Genomic DNA, 16,791 nt, shown 5'->3' with positions numbered 1-16,791 from the left:
AGTGGTTACATGGATTCGTCCGCAACCCCGGGGATGCCGATGCGCTCCCGTGCCGGGGCTGCCTACCGCTTCGACCCCGGCGCACTGTGCCTGGAGCTGCTGACCACCGGAGGCCCGGGGGCGTTTCGCCGGTACGAGGTGCTGCACGCCCCCGCCGACCTCGCCGCCTGGGCGCAGCGGTCGCGGCTGGACCCCACGCCGCGACTGGAGGTCTCCGAGGCCGAACTGGCGGACGCGCGCGTCCTGCGCGACGCGCTGTTCCGGGTCGCCACAGCCCGGGCCCAGGACCGCCCGCTCGCCCTCGAGGACCTGGGTGCCCTCAATGCTTTCGCGGCCCGGTCGCCGATGGCGCCGGTCATCGGCCCCGCCGGCGAACGGAGCTGGGCCGGCCCCGCCAGTGGCGCCGAACTGCTCGCCACCGTCGCCCGCGACGCCGTCGACCTGCTCACCGGTCCGTTTGCGCACCGCATCCGGGTGTGCTCCGCCGAGGACTGCTTTCTCGTCTATGCCGACACCTCCCGCCCGGGGCGTCGCCGCTGGTGCTCCATGGAGCACTGCGGCAACCGTCACAAGGTGCGGGCACTGCGTGCGCGCCGTGCCGAGGAGGGGTGATCGTCGCATCCACCGGGCCGGACGAGGACGCCGTCCCGCCCGCCCGTCGCCCGGGATCTCGGCGGCGGCCCTGACGGGGGTGGAAAGGCCATGGCCACGCCCTGGTGGCCAGGTGCGGGCAGCCGTTGCGTGTGCCTCGACGCCGCTCCGGGGCGCAAGGTCCCTTGTCGCAGGGACCGGGGCCGTCCCGACCGGGAGAACCGGGTGCCCGACCGGAACGGACGGCCGCAGGAGACGGCGCGGGATCCGCTCGTCGGACCGCGTTTCGGTTGCGCGGCGCCGTTGTGTCGTACCCACGGGCTAGCGTCTGTCCTGTCGGCGAAGGCGGCGCTTCGGAGGACGGCCGAGGTGCCGCCCGCGTCGATGTCCGGGGCGGAGGTTCCTGTCGAAACCTGTCGCGGACCGCCAAGCTCACGTATAGTCACTATGTGCAGTCATTTAAGTACGCAGTGTCACGTGCGGACGGGGTGTCCCACCGAGGCCGGGTGGACCACGTTGACACCCGCGTCTTTCGCAACGACTGGAAGCCGCTGGCCCCGCCCCCGGTCGGAGAGGAGACGCCCCGCCTCTCGGTCAGCGTCGTCATCCCGGCCCGTGGCGGCCAGGCCCGGCTCGACCTCACGCTGGCCAGTCTCGCCGAGCAGACCTACCCCGCCCACCTCATCGACGTGGTCGTCGTGGACGACCACTCCGCGGCCCCGTTGCGCCTGCCCGCGCTGCGCCCCGCCCGTTGCCGGATCGAGCGGGCCCCGGACACCGGCTGGGGGGTCGGGCACGCCCGCGCCTACGGCGCACACGTGACCTCCGGTGAGGTCATCTGCTGGCTGGACCCCGACCTCGTCGCCGGGGCCGACCTCATCGCGACCCTGGTCCGATGGCAGCACGTCCACCCCGAGGCGGTCACGCTCGGCAGCCCGCGCTTCGCCTCCGACCAGTGGTTCACCCCGGCCGAGACGGCCCGGCTCACCGCGTCCGGAGCGCTCCCCGGGCTTCTCGCGGACGCCCGGCCCCATGCCTGGGTCGAACGCCTCCTGCACTCCACCACCGACCTCTGCGACGCCGACCATCTCGGCTTCCAGGCGTTCGTGGGCTCCTGCGCCACCGTCGGCCGTGCCCTTTACGAGGCGGCGGGAGGGGTCGATCCCGCGCTCACCCTGGGCCACGACACCGAGCTCGGCTACCGGCTCTGGCAGGCCGGCGGAGTGTTCGTGCCCGACCGTGCGGCCAGGGTCTGGCACCTGGGCCCGGCGACCCCCAACCGTACCCGCGTGCCCTCGCCCGACTTCCGTGCGGAGGTCCTGTCCGGGTTCATGCCGCATCCGCGGGTCTACCGCGAGCAGGCCGCAGTCCAGGAGAGCCGGGTCCCGCTCGTGCGCGCGGTCGTTGACGTCACCGGTGTCCGCTACGAACTGGTGCGCGCCTGCGTGGACCGGCTCCTGTCCTGTAGCGAGACCGACCTGGAGGTGACCCTCGTCGCCGACTGGGACGGTGCGGGCGACTCCGGCCTGGAGGCGCGCCTGGTGCAGGCCAACTACCTGTCCGAACCCCGGGTCGGCTTCGCCCCGGTCGCGCCCCGAACCGGATTTCCCTCGCCCTACCTGCTGGAACTCCCCGTCGAAGTGGGGGTCGGCCGCGAGACCGTCGCCCTGTTGGTCGCCCGCGCCGAGCGCTCTCGCGCAGGGCTCACCGAGCTCGGCCGCCTGCCCGGCATCACCAGTCCCGGGGTGCGGTTGTGGCGTACGCGCGCGGTCGCCCGCGCACTGCGGGTGCGCCGGCCCGGCGAGGACCTCGCGCTGGTCGTCGCCGAGATCCACGGGCGGTACCGGACGCACAGCGCGCCGGTCGAGCTGATCGACCTGACCGCGTTGACGGTGGGGGAGTCCCAGCAGCGCCCCTGGCCGGGACTGCCCGCACCACGTCGCGAGTCCGTGCCCTACGACGTGCCCCCGCCGCCGCGCCGCCGTACGGCCCTGCGTCGCGCCGCCGCGCGGCTGACCCGCTCCCTGCGCTCCCTGCGCCGCCGCTGACCGGTCCCACGCACCCCGCTGCTCAGCCGCGTGCCCGCTGGGTGATCACGATGCAGGCGAGGACGGCCGCCGCTGCCGCGGGAGCCGCGGGGGTGAGGCGTTCGCCCAGGAGGGCCACCGCCCACAGCAGGGTCAGCAGGGGTTGGGCGAGTTGCAGCTGACTGGCCTTGGCCACGCCGATGACGCCCATCCCGCCGTACCACAGCACGAAGGCCACGAACTGCGTCACCACCGCCAGGTAGGCCATCCCGGCCACCCCCGTCCAGGCCGGGTGCACGGGTTCGGCCGTCAGCGCGACCGTGCTCACCAGTGTGGTCAGCGGTAGCGCCGCCACCAGTGCCCAGGCGATCACCTGCCAGCCCGGCAGGTGACGGGCCAGTTGACCGCCCTCGGCGTAACCGGCCGCACAGACCACCAGTGCCGCCAAGAGGTAGCCGTCCCCCGCGGTCAGTGACCCGCCGCCCTCCAGGAGCACGAAGCCCACGACCGTCGCGGCTCCGGCCACCGCTGCTCCCCAGAACACCGGCGACGGCCGTTGCCCGGTACGCAGACAGGACACGACGGCGGTCGCGATGGGCAGGCCGCCGATCACGACCGCCGCGTGCGAGGTGCGAGTCGTCTCCAACGCCAGCGTGCTGAGCAGCGGAAAACCCAGAACGCACCCGACGGCGACGACGAGTAGGCCGGGCCAGTGCCGCCTGGCCGGCACGCGTGCCCCCGCCGCCAGCAGGCAACCGCCCGCCAGGAGCCCGGCGATCACGCAGCGAAGGGCGGCTGTGGTCCACGGGCCGAAGGACCCCAGCGACCACGTGGTGGCCGGAAAGTTCAGCGAAAAGGCCAGTACGCCCGCACCGGCCAGCAGGGTCCCGGTGCGCACCGCTATCGCCTCCCGGCTGATAGCGCTACTCTCTATTTTCATGAACAACGGTAGCAGTGTGGACAATTTGGTGAAAGCCCTGAAAGGTGACCTTGACCGCTACTCTCCGGGGGAAAAGCTTCCGTCGAGCCGAGCCCTGGTCGAGCGCTTCGGCGTCAGCCCCGTCACCGTGTCCCGCGCGCTCGCCGTGCTCGCCGCGCAAGGACTGGTGCGCACCCGCCCCGGCTCCGGAGCCTTTCGCGCCCCGGTCGAGCCCCGGACCCCCAACCCTCCCGACACCTCCTGGCAGGAGGTGTCGCTGAGCGCGGAGCAGGCCGCAGCCGCCGCAGAGCACGGCGAGCGCACCGTGGACGCCTCCAGCGTCCTGGCCACCCTGGCCGTTCCCGCCCCCGACGTGATCGCGATGAACAGCGGATACCTCTACTCCGGGCTGCAACCCGAACGCGAACTGGCGTCCGCACTCGCCCGCGCGGGCCGCCGCCCCAACGCATGGACCAGCCCTCCGATCGAAGGAGTCGAGGAGCTGCGCGCCTGGTTCGCCCGCCAGATCGGCGGCGCGGTCCGCGCCGCCGACGTCCTCATCACCGCCGGCGGGCAGAGCGCCCTCACCACCGCGCTGCGCGCGCTCACCGCGCCGGGAGCCCCCGTCCTGGTGGAATCGCCGACCTATCCCGGGATGCTGGCCGTGGCCCGGGCCTGCGGGGCCCGCCCCGTTCCGGTACCCGTCGGCGTTGACGGACTCCGTACCGACCTGCTGGAGAAGGCGTTCCGGGCGACCGGGGCGCGGTTGCTGGTGTGCCAGCCGCTCTTCCACAACCCGACCGGCACGGTCCTCTCGCAGAAGGGACGGGCCGAGGTCCTGCACATCGCCCGATCGGCCGGTGCATTCGTCCTGGAGGACGACTTCGCCCGCCACCTGGCGCACGCCGACGCCGCCCCCGTGCCCGCGCCGCTGGCCGCGGACGACCCCGACGGCACGGTCGTGCACGTGCGCTCCCTCACCAAGGCGACGTCACCGAGCTTGCGCGTCGCCGCCCTCACGGCCCGCGGCCCGGTCATGGAGCGGCTGCGCGCCATCCAGGTCGTGGAGAACTTCTTCGTGCCCCGGCCGTTGCAGGAAGCCGCGGCGGAACTGGTGGCCGCCCCGGGGTGGGGACGCCACCTCAGAACGGTCGCCCGCGGTCTCCACGAGCGCCGTCGGGCCATGGTCGCAGCACTCGCGGCCGAGGTTCCCGAACTGTCCCTCGCCCGCGTTCCCGTCGGCGGGCTCCACCTCTGGCTGCGCCTGCCCGAGGGGACCGACGACACCGGGCTCGTGGCCGCCGCACTGCGCGCGGGAGTGGCGATCGCGCCGGGCCGGTTCTACTTCCCGGCGGAGGCACCCGCACCGCACGTGCGGTTGAGCTTCGCCGCAACAGCGGGAACCACCGAGATCGCCGAGGGGGTGCGCCGTCTGCGCAGCGCCCTGGACCGGTACTGACCGGCGTGCCGGTGCCCGCGGTGTCACCGCGGCTTGCGCGCGTGCACGAGGGCGGTGGTGGGCGGCGGCCCACCACCTCGGCCCACCGCCTCGGCGTCCCGCGCGAAAGCGGTTTTCCACCTTCCTCGACGTGAAGAGTCAGCTCAGCCGGCCTGGATCTCCCCGCCGACCGGTGCCAGCACCTCACCGGAGTAGTAGGAGGACAGTTGGCCGCTGGCGAAGAACACGTAGGACGGCGCGACCTCGTCAGGGTCGGCCGCCCGCCCCATCGGGGCCTGCCCACCGAACCCCTCCACCTTGTCCTCGGGCAGCGTCGCCGGGATCAACGGCGTCCACACGGGCCCCGGCGCCACGCAGTTCACCCGGATCCCGCGCTTGACGTAGTGCTGGGCGAGGCAGTGCGTCAGGTTCATCACCGCGGCCTTGCTGACCGAGTAGTCGATCAGCGAGGCGTTGCCGCGCAGCCCGTTGATCGAACCGGTGACGATCACCGACCCGCCGTCGGGCATGACGGGGATAGCGGCGCGCAGCAGCCAGAAGACTCCGAACACGTTCACCTCGAAGGTGCGGCGCAACTGCTCGGTGGGCAGGTCGGCGAAGTCCTCCACCGGAGTCTGGGTCGCCTGGTGGGCCACCAGTACGTCCAGCCCCCCGAACTCGGCCACGGTACGCGTCACCACCTCCTCGCACCGGCGCTCCTCGCCGAGGTCGCCGGGCAGGAGCAGACAGCGCCTCCCCTCCTGCTCCACCAGCGCCGCGGTGTGCCGGGCGTCGTCGTCCTCCGACAGGTAGGCGATCGCCACGTCCGCGCCCTCCTTGGCGAAGGCGACCGACACCGCCCTTCCGATACCGGAGTCGCCGCCGGCCACCAGGGCGATCTTCCCGGCGAGCTTGCCGCTGCCGGAGTAGCCGCGCATCTCGTCGCGGGGCCTGGGGTCCATCTCGTCGGTACGTCCGGGGTAGGTCTGGGTCTGGCCGTGCTCCGGCTTGGGCATCGGTACCGCCTTCCTCGCGCGCGGGCGGGGACCGTCCCCACCCGCTGCGATACGGCTGACCGAGTCAAGAACCGGTAAACACCGAATGGCCCATGGTTATCGGGCGCCGTCCACCGTCGCCACCGAGGCCACCAGGTTCTCGCGCACCTCCGGCGACAGCGGCGCCGACCCGGTCTCCTCGGAGGCCGCCTGCTGGCCCTCGTCGCTCAGGATGTAGTTCACGAACGCCTTGACCGCGGAGGCGTCGGAGGCCTCCGGGTAGGTCTGGCACATGATCTCGTAGCTGACCAGCACGATCGGGTAGACACCGGTCTCGGAGGTCGCGTAGTCCAGGTCCAGCGCATGGTCGTGCTCGCTGTTGCCCTCGCGCTCGGGCGAGGCCGCGATGACCCCGGCGGCAGCCTCGGGCGACAGCTCGACGAATCCGTCACCCACCCCCACCTTGACCGTGGACATCCCCTGGGCGTGCGAGGACTCCAGGTAGCCGATGGTGCCGCCGCCGCTCTCCACGGCCTGGGCCACACCGCTGTTGCCCTGCCCGGCCTCGGCCGGGGGGATCGGCCACTGGCCGCTGTGCTCGTAGGGCCAGGCGTCCCCGGCCGTCGCCTCCAGGTAGGCGGTGAAGTTCTCGGTTGTGCCGGATTCGTCGGATCGGCTCACCGGCGCGATCGGCAGGTCGGGGAGCTCGGCGTCGGGGTTGGCCTCGGCGATCTCCGGGTCGTTCCAGTCGGTGATCGCGCCGGTGAACACCCGTGCGATGGTCTCGGGGCCCATGTTGAGCGATTCCACGCCCGGGAGGTTGAACACCACCGCGATCGGGACGACGTAGACCGGGATGTTGATGGCGCCGGCGTCCGTGCAGCGACGGCTCGCCTCCTCGGCCTCGGCGGGGTCCAGCGCCGCGTCGCTGCCGGCGAAGGCCACCGCGCCGTCGATGAACTGGCTGCGTCCCCCACCGGAGCCGATCGAGTCGTAGTAGACCCGGGCGTCGTCGCACGCCCCCTGGAAACCGGCGATCCACACCTGCATCGCCTTTTCCTGCGCGCTCGACCCCGACCCCGTGACGGTGCCGTCCACGCACTCCAGGTCGGCCGGCACCGGCACCGGGTCGTTGCCGCGCACGGCGTTGTCGCTGCCGCACCCGGTCGTCAGCGCCAGCGCGCCCAGCAGCGCGATCGCGGGCATCCTGCGATAGGTTGACGGCAACACGGCTCTCCTAGATCCCCTGATTGAACACCCGGTGCTCGGGTGCCGTCAACGAATTTAACAAGCTCCGAACACTCGTGCCGACCTGGCCCGGCGTCAACCCTGTTGTGCTGGTCGAACAGGGGCGAGGTCAGGTCCGCTCGGCGATGAGGTGGACCACCTGGCGCAGCGCCAGTTCGTAGCCGTTCGTCCCGCAACCGCTGACGTAGCCCCGGGTCACCGGAGCCGTCACCGACGTGTGCCGGAACGACTCACGGGCGTGCACGTTGGAGATGTGGATCTCGACACACGGCGTGGCCACCGCTTCCAGGGCGTCGCGCAGCGCGATGCTGTAGTGCGCGAAGGCGCCGGGGTTGAGCACGATTCCGTCCATGGCGCGCGCCGCGTGCACGTGGTCGATCAGGACGCCCTCGTGGTTGCTCTGCTCGCACACGACGTTGACGCCCAGCTCCGCGCCCAGCGCGCGCACCCGCTCCTCCACGTCGGCCAGCGTGGTGGTGCCGTACTGCGCGGGGTCCCGCTCACCCAGCAGGTTGAGGTTGGGGCCGTGCAGCAGAAGCACTGTGGGGCGGGCGGTTTCGGCGCTGTCCATAGGGGAAGGCGTCCTTTCAGTTCGATCCGAGAATCCACGGAAAAAGGCGTGCGATGCCGTGAACCACCAGCAGTCGGTCGCCTGCTCACGAGCCTAGTGAGCGTGCTGCGCCAACACGCCGCGCCAACAACGGTGCTGCGCGAAGGCGCGTTCTAGGCTTGGGGCATGGCCGACGCGGCCCCGCACGTCCGCATCCACCCCGCCGGCCCACGGGTTGACGGGGCCTCAGAAGGAGTCCGCTTTGCGACCCTGGCAGGGTTCGTCCTATCCACTGGGTGCCACCTATGACGGTGCCGGAACCAATTTCGCCCTCTACTCCCAGGTAGCCGAGTACGTCGAGCTGTGCCTTCTGGACGACGACGGAGCCGAGACGCGCATCCGCCTACCGGAAGTGCGCGGATTCGTCCACCACTGCTACCTCCCGGGGGTCGGCCCCGGCCAGCGCTACGGCTACCGGGTGCACGGCCCCAACGACCCCTCCCGCGGCCTGCGCTGCAATCCGGCCAAGCTGCTCCTGGACCCCTACGCGAAAGCCGTCACGGGGGAGGTGGAGTGGGACGAGTCCCTGTTCGGCTACCGCTTCGACGACCCCGACCAGCGCAACGACGCCGACTCCGCCGCCCACGTGCCCACCTCCGTGGTGATCAGCCCCTTCTTCGACTGGGGCAACGAGAACCGTCCCCGGACCCCCTACAACGAGAGCGTCATCTACGAGGCGCACGTGCGGGGGCTGACCATGCGCCACCCCGGCGTGCCCGAGCGGCTGCGCGGGACCTATGCCGGCCTGGCCCACCCGGCCGTCGTTGACCACCTCACGACGCTGGGCGTCACCGCCGTCGAACTGATGCCGGTGCACGAGTTCCTGCACGACCACGCCCTGCAGAGCCGTGGCCTGCGCAACTACTGGGGCTACAACACCATCGGCTTCTTCGCACCGCACAGCGGGTACGCGGCCACGGGAACGCGCGGCGAACAGGTGCAGGAGTTCAAGGCCATGGTCAAGGCCCTGCACGAGGCCAACATCGAGGTGATCCTCGACGTGGTCTACAACCACACCGCCGAGGGCAACCACCTGGGTCCCACGTTGTCCATGCGCGGCATCGACAACGAGGCCTACTACCGCCTGGTCAACGACGACCCCACGTACTACATGGACTACACCGGGACCGGCAACTCGCTGAACGCCCGGGACCCGCACTCGTTGCAGCTGATCATGGACTCGCTGCGCTACTGGGTGCTGGACATGCACGTGGACGGGTTCCGCTTCGACCTCGCCTCGGCGCTGGCCCGGGAGTTCTACGACGTCAACCGGCTCAGCGCCTTCTTCGACATCGTGCAGCAGGACCCGGTGATCTCGCAGGTCAAGCTGATCGCCGAACCGTGGGACGTCGGGCCCGGCGGCTACCAGGTCGGCAACTTCCCGCCGCTGTGGACCGAGTGGAACGGCAAGTACCGCGACACCGTGCGCGACTTCTGGCGCGGCGAGCACGCGACGCTGGGGGAGTTCGCCTCCCGCATCACCGGTTCCTCCGACCTCTACCAGGACGACGGCCGCCGCCCCTTCGCCTCGGTCAACTTCGTCACCGCCCATGACGGCTTCACCCTGGCCGACCTGGTGTCCTACAACGACAAGCACAACGCCGACAACGGCGAGGACAACAACGACGGCCACAACGACAACCGGTCCTGGAACTGCGGGGTCGAGGGCCCCACCGACGACCCCGAGATCCTGAAACTGCGCCGCCGGCAGAGTCGCAACGTCATCGCCACCATGATGCTCAGCCAGGGCGTGCCCATGCTGTTGCACGGCGACGAGATGGGCCGCACGCAGGGCGGCAACAACAACGCCTACTGCCAGGACAACGAGATCGCCTGGATGGACTGGTCCCAGGCCGAGGAGAACGCCGACCTCGTGGCCTTCACCTCCGCGATCACCCGGCTGCGCCACCACCACCCGATCTTCAGGCGCACCCGGTTCTTCGCGGGCAGCCCCATCCGCACCGGCGACGAACTGCGCGACATCGCGTGGTTCACCCCCGACGGAAGCGAGATGACGCAGGAGGACTGGGGGTCGGGCTTCGGTCGTTGTGTGGTGATCTTCCTCAACGGCGACGGCATCACCGACCTCGACGCGCGCGGTGAACGCGTCACCGACGACTCCTTCCTGTTGTGCTTCAACGCCCACGACGGCGACGTCGAGGTCACCGTTCCCCAGGCGGACTACGGAACGGAATGGACGGTGGTCGCCGACACCGCCAGCGGCGAGGTCTTCGCCGAGTCCGGCGGCGGGGTGGTGACCGGTACGGTCGCCGGTGCGGTCCCGACCCAGGCCCAGTCCGTCAAGGCCGGGGACTCCTTTCCGCTGCCCGCCCGTTCGCTGATGCTGCTGCAACGCACCGCGGTCGCGGAGTGAGCGGCACGGGTCCGTCGGTCGGACACCCCCAGCAGTGGGCGCGGAGAGGGGCGGACGTCCCGTCCCCGCCGTCCTCCACCTACCGGCTGCAACTGCGCCCCGAGTTCGACTTCGCCGCGGCGGCCGACACCGCCGACTACCTTCGGCTGCTGGGAACGGGGGCGGCCTACGCCTCCCCGATGCTCGCGGCGGCCTCCGGGTCCACCCACGGCTACGACGTGGTGGACCCCACCCGGGCCGCGCCCGCTCTGGGCGGGGAACGCGCACGGCGGGAACTGTCGGCCCGCCTGCGCGAGGTGGGCCTCGGCCTGGTCGTGGACATCGTCCCCAACCACATGTCGATCGCCGACCCCGCCGCCAACCAGTGGTGGTGGGACGTGCTGCTGCACGGCCGCCGGTCGCGGTACGCCCGCTGTTTCGACATCGACTGGTCGGCGGGTCCGCTGCTGGTCCCCGTCCTGGGCGACGACGGCGACGACGGTGCGGGAGCCCTCGGCACCCTGACCATCGCCGACGACTGCATCACCTACTACGAGCACCGTTTCCCCATCGCCGAGGGCACCTACGAGCCCGGCGACAACCCGTTGGAGGTGCTGGAACGCCAGCACTACCGGCTCGTTTCGTGGCGGCGTGGGGACTCCGAGCTCAACTACCGGCGCTTCTTCGACGTCACCACCCTGGCCGCGGTCAGGGTGGAGGATCCCGGGGTCCTGGAGGCCACGCACGGGGAGGTGTTGCGCTGGGCCCTGGACGGCGACGTCCAAGGGATCCGGGTTGACCATCCCGACGGACTCAGCGACCCGGGGGAGTACACCCGCCGGCTGCGCGCACTCTTCCCCGGTTGGATCGTGCTGGAGAAGATCCTGGCCCCTGGGGAGACGCTGCCCGCCTCCTGGCCGGTGGACGGCTCCACCGGGTACGACGCGCTGCGCGAGGTCTGCGGGGTGTTCGTTGACGACACGGGGCAGGGGCGCCTCACCCTGCTCGCCGAGGGCCTTGGCGTGCCCACCGATTTCACCGAGGTCGAGACCGAGTGCCGACGCGCGGTCGCCACGACCGTGCTCGCCGCAGAGGTCGCACGCATCGCCGCCCTGGTGCCCGGCGTCGAGCCCGACCGCGCCCGCGGGGCCGTCGCCGAACTCCTCGGCGCGTTCGAGGTCTACCGTTCCTACCTGCCGGAGGGAGAACAGGACTGGGCGCGCGCGATCGCGAGGTCGGCCGAGCGGCGCCCCGACCTCGCCGGGGCGCTGGCGGTCGTCGACGAGGGGGTGCGCGCCGATCCCGGTGGGGAACTGGCCCGCCGCATCCAGCAGACCAGCGGTATGGTCATCGCCAAGGGTACCGAGGACACCGCCTTCTACCGCTACTCGCGGTTCATCGCGCTCAACGAGGTGGGCGGATCGCCCGATCGCTTCGGGGTGACGGTCCCGGAGTTCCATGCCGCGGCGGCCGCGCGCGAGGCGTCGTGGCCCCGGTCCATGACGACGCTGTCCACCCACGACACCAAGCGCTCCGAGGACGTGCGGGCCCGGTTGGCGGTGCTCGCAGAGGTCCCCGGAGAGTTCGCCGAGGCGGTTCGGGGCTGGACCGGGCGCGCGGGTCTCAGCGAACCCACGCTCGACCTGCTGGCCTGGCAGACCCTCGTCGGCGCCTGGCCCATCGACGCGGACCGGCTGCGGGGCTACTTGGAGAAGGCCGCCAAGGAGGCCAAGCTGCGCACGTCCTGGGTGGACCCCGATCCCGCCTTCGAGAAGGAGGTGGCCGCCTGGCCCGACCGCGTCCTGGGCGATGCCGGGTTGAGCGCCGAGGTCGCGGCGTTCGTCGACCGGGTGCGCGGCCCCGGTTGGTCCAACGCGCTTGGCCAGAAGCTCGTGCAGCTGCTCATGCCCGGCGTCCCCGACGTCTACCAGGGCACCGAACTGTGGGACCTGTCCCTGGTGGACCCCGACAACCGCCGCCTCGTCAACTACGACCTGCGCCGCGGGCTGCTGGAGCGCCTGGACGGCGGATGGCGTCCACCGGTGGACGAGACCGGGGCGGCGAAACTGCACGTGGTCGCGACCGCGCTGCGGCTGCGCCGCGCCCGTGAACTCACCGGATACCGGCCGCTGCCCGCCTCCGGTCCCGCGGCCAGGCACTGCCTCGCCTTCGCCCGTGGGGCCGATCAGGGTGTGGTGGTGGTCGCCACCCGCCTGCCCGTGGGGCTGGCCGCTGCGGGGGGATGGCGCGATACCGTCGTGCCCCTGCCCTCGGGCAAGGGGGAGTGGACCGATCTGTTGACCGGGAGAACGGTGCCCCCCACCAGCACCGCCGGCTTCACCACTGCCCCGCTGGCCGACGTGCTGGCCGATTACCCGGTGGCGCTCCTGATGCGGGCCTGACGCCCGTTCCGCGGTGCCGCCTCGAACGACACAGACGAAGACAAGGGGAGACAACCCGTGAGCCCATCCATCGCCACCAACACCCGTGTGGAGCGCGCCGAGCTGCTGGAGTTCCTGCGGCCGCGCCACCGCGCGCTCCTGGTCACCCGCCGTGCCGACGGTTCACCGCAGGCGTCCCCGGTCACCTGCGGGGTGGACGAGAAAGGGCGCGTCGTGGTCTCCACGTATCCCGAGCGCGCCAAGACCCGCAACGCCGAGCGCGACGACCGGGTGAGCGTGGTCGTGCTCTCCGACGACTTCGACGGGGCATGGGTGCAGGTGGACGGTACCGCAGAGGTCCTGGCCGGGGAGGATGCGGTGGAGCCTCTCGTGGAGTACTTCCGCTCCATCTCCGGGGAGCATCCCGACTGGGAGGAGTACCGCCAGGCGATGCGCCGCCAGGGCAAGGCGCTGCTGCGCATCACCCCCGAACGTTGGGGGCCCATCGCCACGGGCGGTTTCCCGGCCAGGCTGGCGTGAGCGGCTCCCGTCCGCCGGTACCGGGTGCCGTCCGGTATCGGCGGACGGGCCGGGTCAGCGCACGACGACGGGAGTGTGCTGCTTGAGGCTGCCGTTGGCCCACAGCCAGTCCATCGCCGCGATGCTCACCCGTGCGCATCCGTGCGAGGCGGGGTAGGGCGGGACCGAACTGTAGCCGTGCACGGCGATGCCGCGGTTGAAGTACTTGGGGCGGTACAGGGCGCCCAGCGGGCCGGGATCCCAGGCGTCCACCGCACGAAACACCGGGTAGCGGCCCTTGGGGGTGGTGGCCACCTGCTTCTGCCCGTTGGAGACGTAGGGCTTGCCCGAGCCGGTCGAGGTGTTGAAGATCCGGCGCACCTTGCCGTCGGAGACCACCAACAGCAGTTGCCGTGCCAGGTCGATCTCCACCACGTTGCCCGAGGACGTGCTCGCCTTGGGGCGAGCACCCTTGTCCAGGGCCGCGCGGGTGGCCGGACCGACCACGCCGTCGCGCTCGATCCCGGCGGCCTTCTGCACCGCGTAGACGGCCTGCGTGGTGAGCGGGCCGAATTCCCCGTCCGCACCGTCCAGCCAGTAGCCGAGGTCGATGAGGCGTTGCTGGATCGCTTTGACCTGGCTGCCCTTGGCGCCTTGGCGCAGCAGACCCGACTGCACGTCGGCCGCGTTCAGGTTCAGTCCGGCAGCGGCCGGGGCGCCGGCCGCGAGCAAGGAGCCGGTGGGGGCGGTGCCCGCGTGGGCGACGGTGCCGAACCCTGCCACCATGACCGTGGACACCGCGAGCACGGCCGCATTCGTCGTGTGCCGTCGGAAACGGCCGGATCTGCTAGTAGCCATGCGTGGATTTTGCCCGCGATTGACGATGTCATGGCTTTTTCCTGGCCGTCGCGTTGCCCCTGCCGGGCTCACCCGCCATCGGCGCCGCGTGTTGACGCAGGTGGGGCGAGCCCCGTCGGCTGAGCCGTGGCCGGATCCGGCCACGGCTTGACCGTGCCGCCGCGGGTGCCTACAGTCCCGAAAGCAACCGGCAAGATTTTCGAAACTATCGGAATACCGTTCGGCCGACCGCCCCGACGGGGAGCCCATGACCCGAAGTTTTCGCAACCCCGTACTGTCCGGATTCCACCCCGATCCTTCGGTCTGCCGGGTCGGCGACGACTACTACCTGGTCACCTCGACCTTCGAATACTTCCCCGGCCTCCCGGTCCACCACAGCCGGGACCTCGTCCACTGGCGGATCCTGGGCCACGCCCTCGACCGGTCCGACCAACTGGACCTGAGCGGAATCCGCTGTTCCGGCGGCCTCTACGCCCCCACGATCCGTCACCACGAGGGCCGGTTCTACCTGGTGTGCACCCTGGTTGACGGAACCGCCCAGGACGGGTCCTTCGTCCTCACCGCGACCGATCCGGCAGGCCCCTGGTCCGGTCCCCACTGGATCCAGGACGCGCACGGCATCGACCCATCGTTGTTCTTCGACGACGACGGGAGCGCGTGGTGGACCGGCTGTCGCGAGGCGGCCGATCCCCAATGGCCGGGACAGACCGAAATCTGGCTGCGCCGCTTCGACGCCGAGGAAATGCGGCTGACCGGGCCCGAACACGTCCTGTGGACGGGAGCGCTGCGCGGGGGAGTCTGGGCCGAGGGGCCGCACCTGTACCGGGTGGACGGACACTACCTCCTCATCACCGCCGAAGGCGGCACCGAGCACAACCACTCCGTCATGGCCGCCCGGTCGGCCTCGATCACCGGCCCCTACCTGGGCAACCCGCGCAACCCCGTCCTGACCCACCGTCACCTGGGCCTGGACCACCCCGTCGTCGGCGTCGGCCACGCCGACCTCGTGCGCACCCAGCGCGGTGAGTGGTGGGCGCTGCTGTTGGCGTCGCGCTCCTACGGCGGTTACCACCACACCCTGGGCAGGGAGACCTTTCTGACCAGGGTGCAGTGGGAGGAGGGGTGGCCGCTCCTCGCGCCCGGGGCGGGCCGGCTGGAACCCCGGGCGCCCGCGCCCGACCTCGCACCCCACCCCTGGCCCCCCGAACCGGTGCGCGACGACTTCGACGCGCCCGGTCTGGCCCCGGTCTGGAACGGCCTGCGCACGCCGGCCGAACCCGGGTGGAGCCTGAGTGAGCGCCCCGGACACCTGCGCCTGCGAGCCCTGGCCGCCACCCTTGCCGAACGGGCCTCGCCCGCTTTCGTGGGCCAGCGCCTGCGCCATCGCGACTTCCGCGCCGCGGCCCTGGTCAACTTCGTCCCGCGTGCGGTGGCCGACCGCGCGGGTCTGGCGCTGTTGCGCGCGGACACCCACCACGTCCTGCTGGTCGTGACCCGCGCCGACGACGGGGCGGGCCGGGTGCTGAGCGTCCTTCGCCGCGCCGGCGGACCGGAAGAGGTCCTGGCCCGGGCCCTCGTTCCGCCGGGGCCTCTCGTCCTGGCCGTTCACGCCCGCGGGCAGGACTACCGACTGTCCTGGGCGCGCCCGGGGGAGCCCCCGGTCCGGTTGGCCTGTGTTGACGGCCGGGTGCTCAGCACGCAGAGCGCCGGCGGTTTCACCGGCGCCTACGTGGGGCTCTACGCGCACGGCGACGGTACGGGAGCCGCGCACGCCGACATCGACTGGTTCGACTACGAGGGCCGTTCGGGCTGAGGCCGGACCGCAGCGGCGGGTGGTGCGGTGCTCTGGCGCACCACCAGGCTCGTCGCCAGGTCCAGGCGCAGATTGGCGGGGGTCTCCCCGCGACTGAGTCGCAACGCGAGCCGGGTGGCCTCCTCCGCCATCTCGGTCAGCGGCTGGCGCACCGTGGTGAGCGGCGGCCCCACCCAGCGGGCCACCGGCAGGTCGTCGTAGCCGACCACGCTCAGGTCCTCGGGGACGCGGGCCCCCAGTTCCCGGGCAGCCTCGTACAGGCCCAGCGCCTGTAGGTCGTTACCGGCGAACACCGCCGTCGGCGGGTCGTCCATGAGCAGCAGCGCGCGGCCGTGGTCGCGTCCGCCCTCCACGTGGAAGTCCCCGGAGCGGATCAGCGCCTGGTCCACCCCCAGCCCCGCGGTGTCCAGCGCGGCCCGATAGCCGTCCAGGCGGGCCCGGCTGCACAACACGTTCGACGGGCCGCCGATGAAACCGATGCGTCGGTGGCCCGACTCGATGAGGTGACGCGTCGCCGCCAGGCCGCCGTTCCAGTTCGCCGAGCCGATGGAGGGCACGTCGTCCCCCGGATCGCCGGTGGGGTCCACCACGACGAAGGGGACGCCGCGCGCGGCCAGCCTGGCCTTCTGGGCGGGGGCGAGGTCCGAGAAGACCAGGACCACCGCGGCGGACTGCCGGGCCAGCACCGAGTCCACCCAGGAGTCGCGGGGAGAGCGCTCGCCGCCCGACTCCGACAGCACCACGCTGAACCCCTCGGAGCGGGCGACCCGTTCCACCCCGCGGATCACCTCGATGGCCCACGCGCTGTCCAGTTCGTGGAAGACCAGGTCCAGGGTTGCCGCGCGGCCCGATCCGGGGCCACGGCGGCGCCGGTAGCCGTGCCGGCGGATCAGGGCCTCGACCTTGGAACGGGTCTGGGGGGCCACATCGGACCGACCGTTGAGCACCTTGGAGACCGTGGGGACCGATACCCCGGCGGCCTCCGCAAGTTTCGAGATCGTCATCGGCGGGGTGTCGGCGGTGTCCGGGGTGTCCGGCG

General features: G+C 71.7%; 13 protein-coding genes. 7 read left to right on the top strand and 6 right to left on the bottom strand.

Annotated elements, in window-relative coordinates; all coding sequences use genetic code 11:
- Positions 1-9 precede the first annotated feature (9 nt).
- Both AC0VYP_RS13670 and AC0VYP_RS13665 read left to right on the top strand, forming a co-directional pair.
- Positions 10-612 (top strand): CGNR zinc finger domain-containing protein, encoded by a 603-nt coding sequence (locus tag AC0VYP_RS13670; protein WP_475469984.1) that lies wholly within the window; start codon positions 10-12, stop codon positions 610-612.
- Positions 613-1,097: 485 nt separating this feature from the next.
- Entirely contained in the window at positions 1,098-2,639 is a 1,542-nt protein-coding gene (locus AC0VYP_RS13665) for a glycosyltransferase family 2 protein (protein WP_475469982.1), read from the top strand.
- A gap of 22 nt (positions 2,640-2,661) precedes the next feature.
- On the opposite strand, the gene AC0VYP_RS13660 is transcribed toward AC0VYP_RS13665, so the two are convergent.
- Positions 2,662-3,516 (bottom strand): DMT family transporter, encoded by an 855-nt coding sequence (locus AC0VYP_RS13660; RefSeq protein ID WP_475469981.1) that lies wholly within the window; start codon positions 3,514-3,516, stop codon positions 2,662-2,664.
- Between the two features lie 40 nt (positions 3,517-3,556).
- On the opposite strand from AC0VYP_RS13660, the gene AC0VYP_RS13655 reads away from it, so the two are divergent.
- Positions 3,557-4,996, top strand: a complete 1,440-nt coding sequence (locus AC0VYP_RS13655) for an aminotransferase-like domain-containing protein (protein ID WP_475469980.1) — start codon at positions 3,557-3,559, stop codon at positions 4,994-4,996.
- 143 nt (positions 4,997-5,139) lie between these two features.
- On the opposite strand, the gene AC0VYP_RS13650 is transcribed toward AC0VYP_RS13655, so the two are convergent.
- From AC0VYP_RS13650 to aroQ, 3 genes are all read right to left on the bottom strand, one after another.
- Positions 5,140-5,991, bottom strand: a complete 852-nt coding sequence (locus tag AC0VYP_RS13650; protein ID WP_285760071.1) for an SDR family oxidoreductase — start codon at positions 5,989-5,991, stop codon at positions 5,140-5,142.
- A 96-nt stretch (positions 5,992-6,087) separates the two neighbouring features.
- A complete protein-coding gene (gene pstS / locus AC0VYP_RS13645; protein ID WP_475469978.1) occupies positions 6,088-7,200 on the bottom strand; it encodes a phosphate ABC transporter substrate-binding protein PstS in 1,113 nt (370 codons plus the stop codon).
- Positions 7,201-7,327: 127 nt separating this feature from the next.
- Positions 7,328-7,789, bottom strand: coding sequence for a type II 3-dehydroquinate dehydratase (gene aroQ, locus AC0VYP_RS13640; RefSeq protein WP_475469977.1), 462 nt, complete (start codon positions 7,787-7,789; stop codon positions 7,328-7,330).
- A 241-nt stretch (positions 7,790-8,030) separates the two neighbouring features.
- Between aroQ and glgX the strand changes: the two genes are divergently transcribed.
- From glgX to AC0VYP_RS13625, 3 genes are read left to right on the top strand one after another with little or no spacing between them, the layout of a single operon-like run.
- Complete coding sequence (gene glgX, locus AC0VYP_RS13635) at positions 8,031-10,202, top strand: glycogen debranching protein GlgX (RefSeq protein WP_475469976.1); 2,172 nt, start codon at positions 8,031-8,033, stop codon at positions 10,200-10,202.
- Positions 10,199-12,583: a malto-oligosyltrehalose synthase gene (treY, locus tag AC0VYP_RS13630; RefSeq protein ID WP_475469974.1), complete on the top strand. Its 2,385-nt coding sequence runs from the start codon at positions 10,199-10,201 to the stop codon at positions 12,581-12,583. The genes glgX and treY overlap by 4 nt, the downstream gene beginning before the upstream one ends.
- A 57-nt stretch (positions 12,584-12,640) precedes the next feature.
- Positions 12,641-13,102 (top strand): PPOX class F420-dependent oxidoreductase, encoded by a 462-nt coding sequence (locus AC0VYP_RS13625; RefSeq protein WP_285760067.1) that lies wholly within the window; start codon positions 12,641-12,643, stop codon positions 13,100-13,102.
- A gap of 54 nt (positions 13,103-13,156) precedes the next feature.
- Here the strand turns inward: AC0VYP_RS13625 and AC0VYP_RS13620 are convergent, their stop codons facing one another.
- A complete protein-coding gene (locus AC0VYP_RS13620) occupies positions 13,157-13,939 on the bottom strand; it encodes a L,D-transpeptidase family protein (RefSeq protein ID WP_475469972.1) in 783 nt (260 codons plus the stop codon).
- Between the two features lie 247 nt (positions 13,940-14,186).
- Here AC0VYP_RS13620 and AC0VYP_RS13615 point away from each other — a divergent pair, with 247 nt between their 5' ends.
- Positions 14,187-15,752, top strand: coding sequence for a glycoside hydrolase family 43 protein (locus AC0VYP_RS13615; RefSeq protein WP_475469970.1), 1,566 nt, complete (start codon positions 14,187-14,189; stop codon positions 15,750-15,752).
- Here AC0VYP_RS13615 and AC0VYP_RS13610 read toward each other — a convergent pair.
- Positions 15,731-16,756 carry a LacI family DNA-binding transcriptional regulator gene (locus tag AC0VYP_RS13610; RefSeq protein WP_285760170.1) on the bottom strand — a complete coding sequence of 342 codons (1,026 nt, stop codon included), beginning with the start codon at positions 16,754-16,756 and terminating at the stop codon, positions 15,731-15,733. The two genes, AC0VYP_RS13615 and AC0VYP_RS13610, sit on opposite strands and share 22 nt — an antisense overlap.
- Between the last annotated feature and the right edge of the window lie 35 nt (positions 16,757-16,791).

Source organism: Nocardiopsis sp. iso_186, assembly GCF_056173365.1.
The sequence above is the reverse complement of the archived record's forward strand: the minus strand, read 5'-3'. Positions and strand labels throughout refer to the sequence as shown.

Coding starts and splice junctions, on each gene's coding strand:
- AC0VYP_RS13650 (WP_285760071.1), bottom strand. CDS start 5,991: ATGCCCAAGCCGGAGCACGGCCAGACCCAGACCTACCCCGGACGTACC.
- AC0VYP_RS13670 (WP_475469984.1), top strand. CDS start 10: ATGGATTCGTCCGCAACCCCGGGGATGCCGATGCGCTCCCGTGCCGGG.
- aroQ (WP_475469977.1), bottom strand. CDS start 7,789: ATGGACAGCGCCGAAACCGCCCGCCCCACAGTGCTTCTGCTGCACGGC.
- AC0VYP_RS13615 (WP_475469970.1), top strand. CDS start 14,187: ATGACCCGAAGTTTTCGCAACCCCGTACTGTCCGGATTCCACCCCGAT.
- AC0VYP_RS13655 (WP_475469980.1), top strand. CDS start 3,557: ATGAACAACGGTAGCAGTGTGGACAATTTGGTGAAAGCCCTGAAAGGT.
- AC0VYP_RS13620 (WP_475469972.1), bottom strand. CDS start 13,939: ATGGCTACTAGCAGATCCGGCCGTTTCCGACGGCACACGACGAATGCG.
- AC0VYP_RS13610 (WP_285760170.1), bottom strand. CDS start 16,756: ATGACGATCTCGAAACTTGCGGAGGCCGCCGGGGTATCGGTCCCCACG.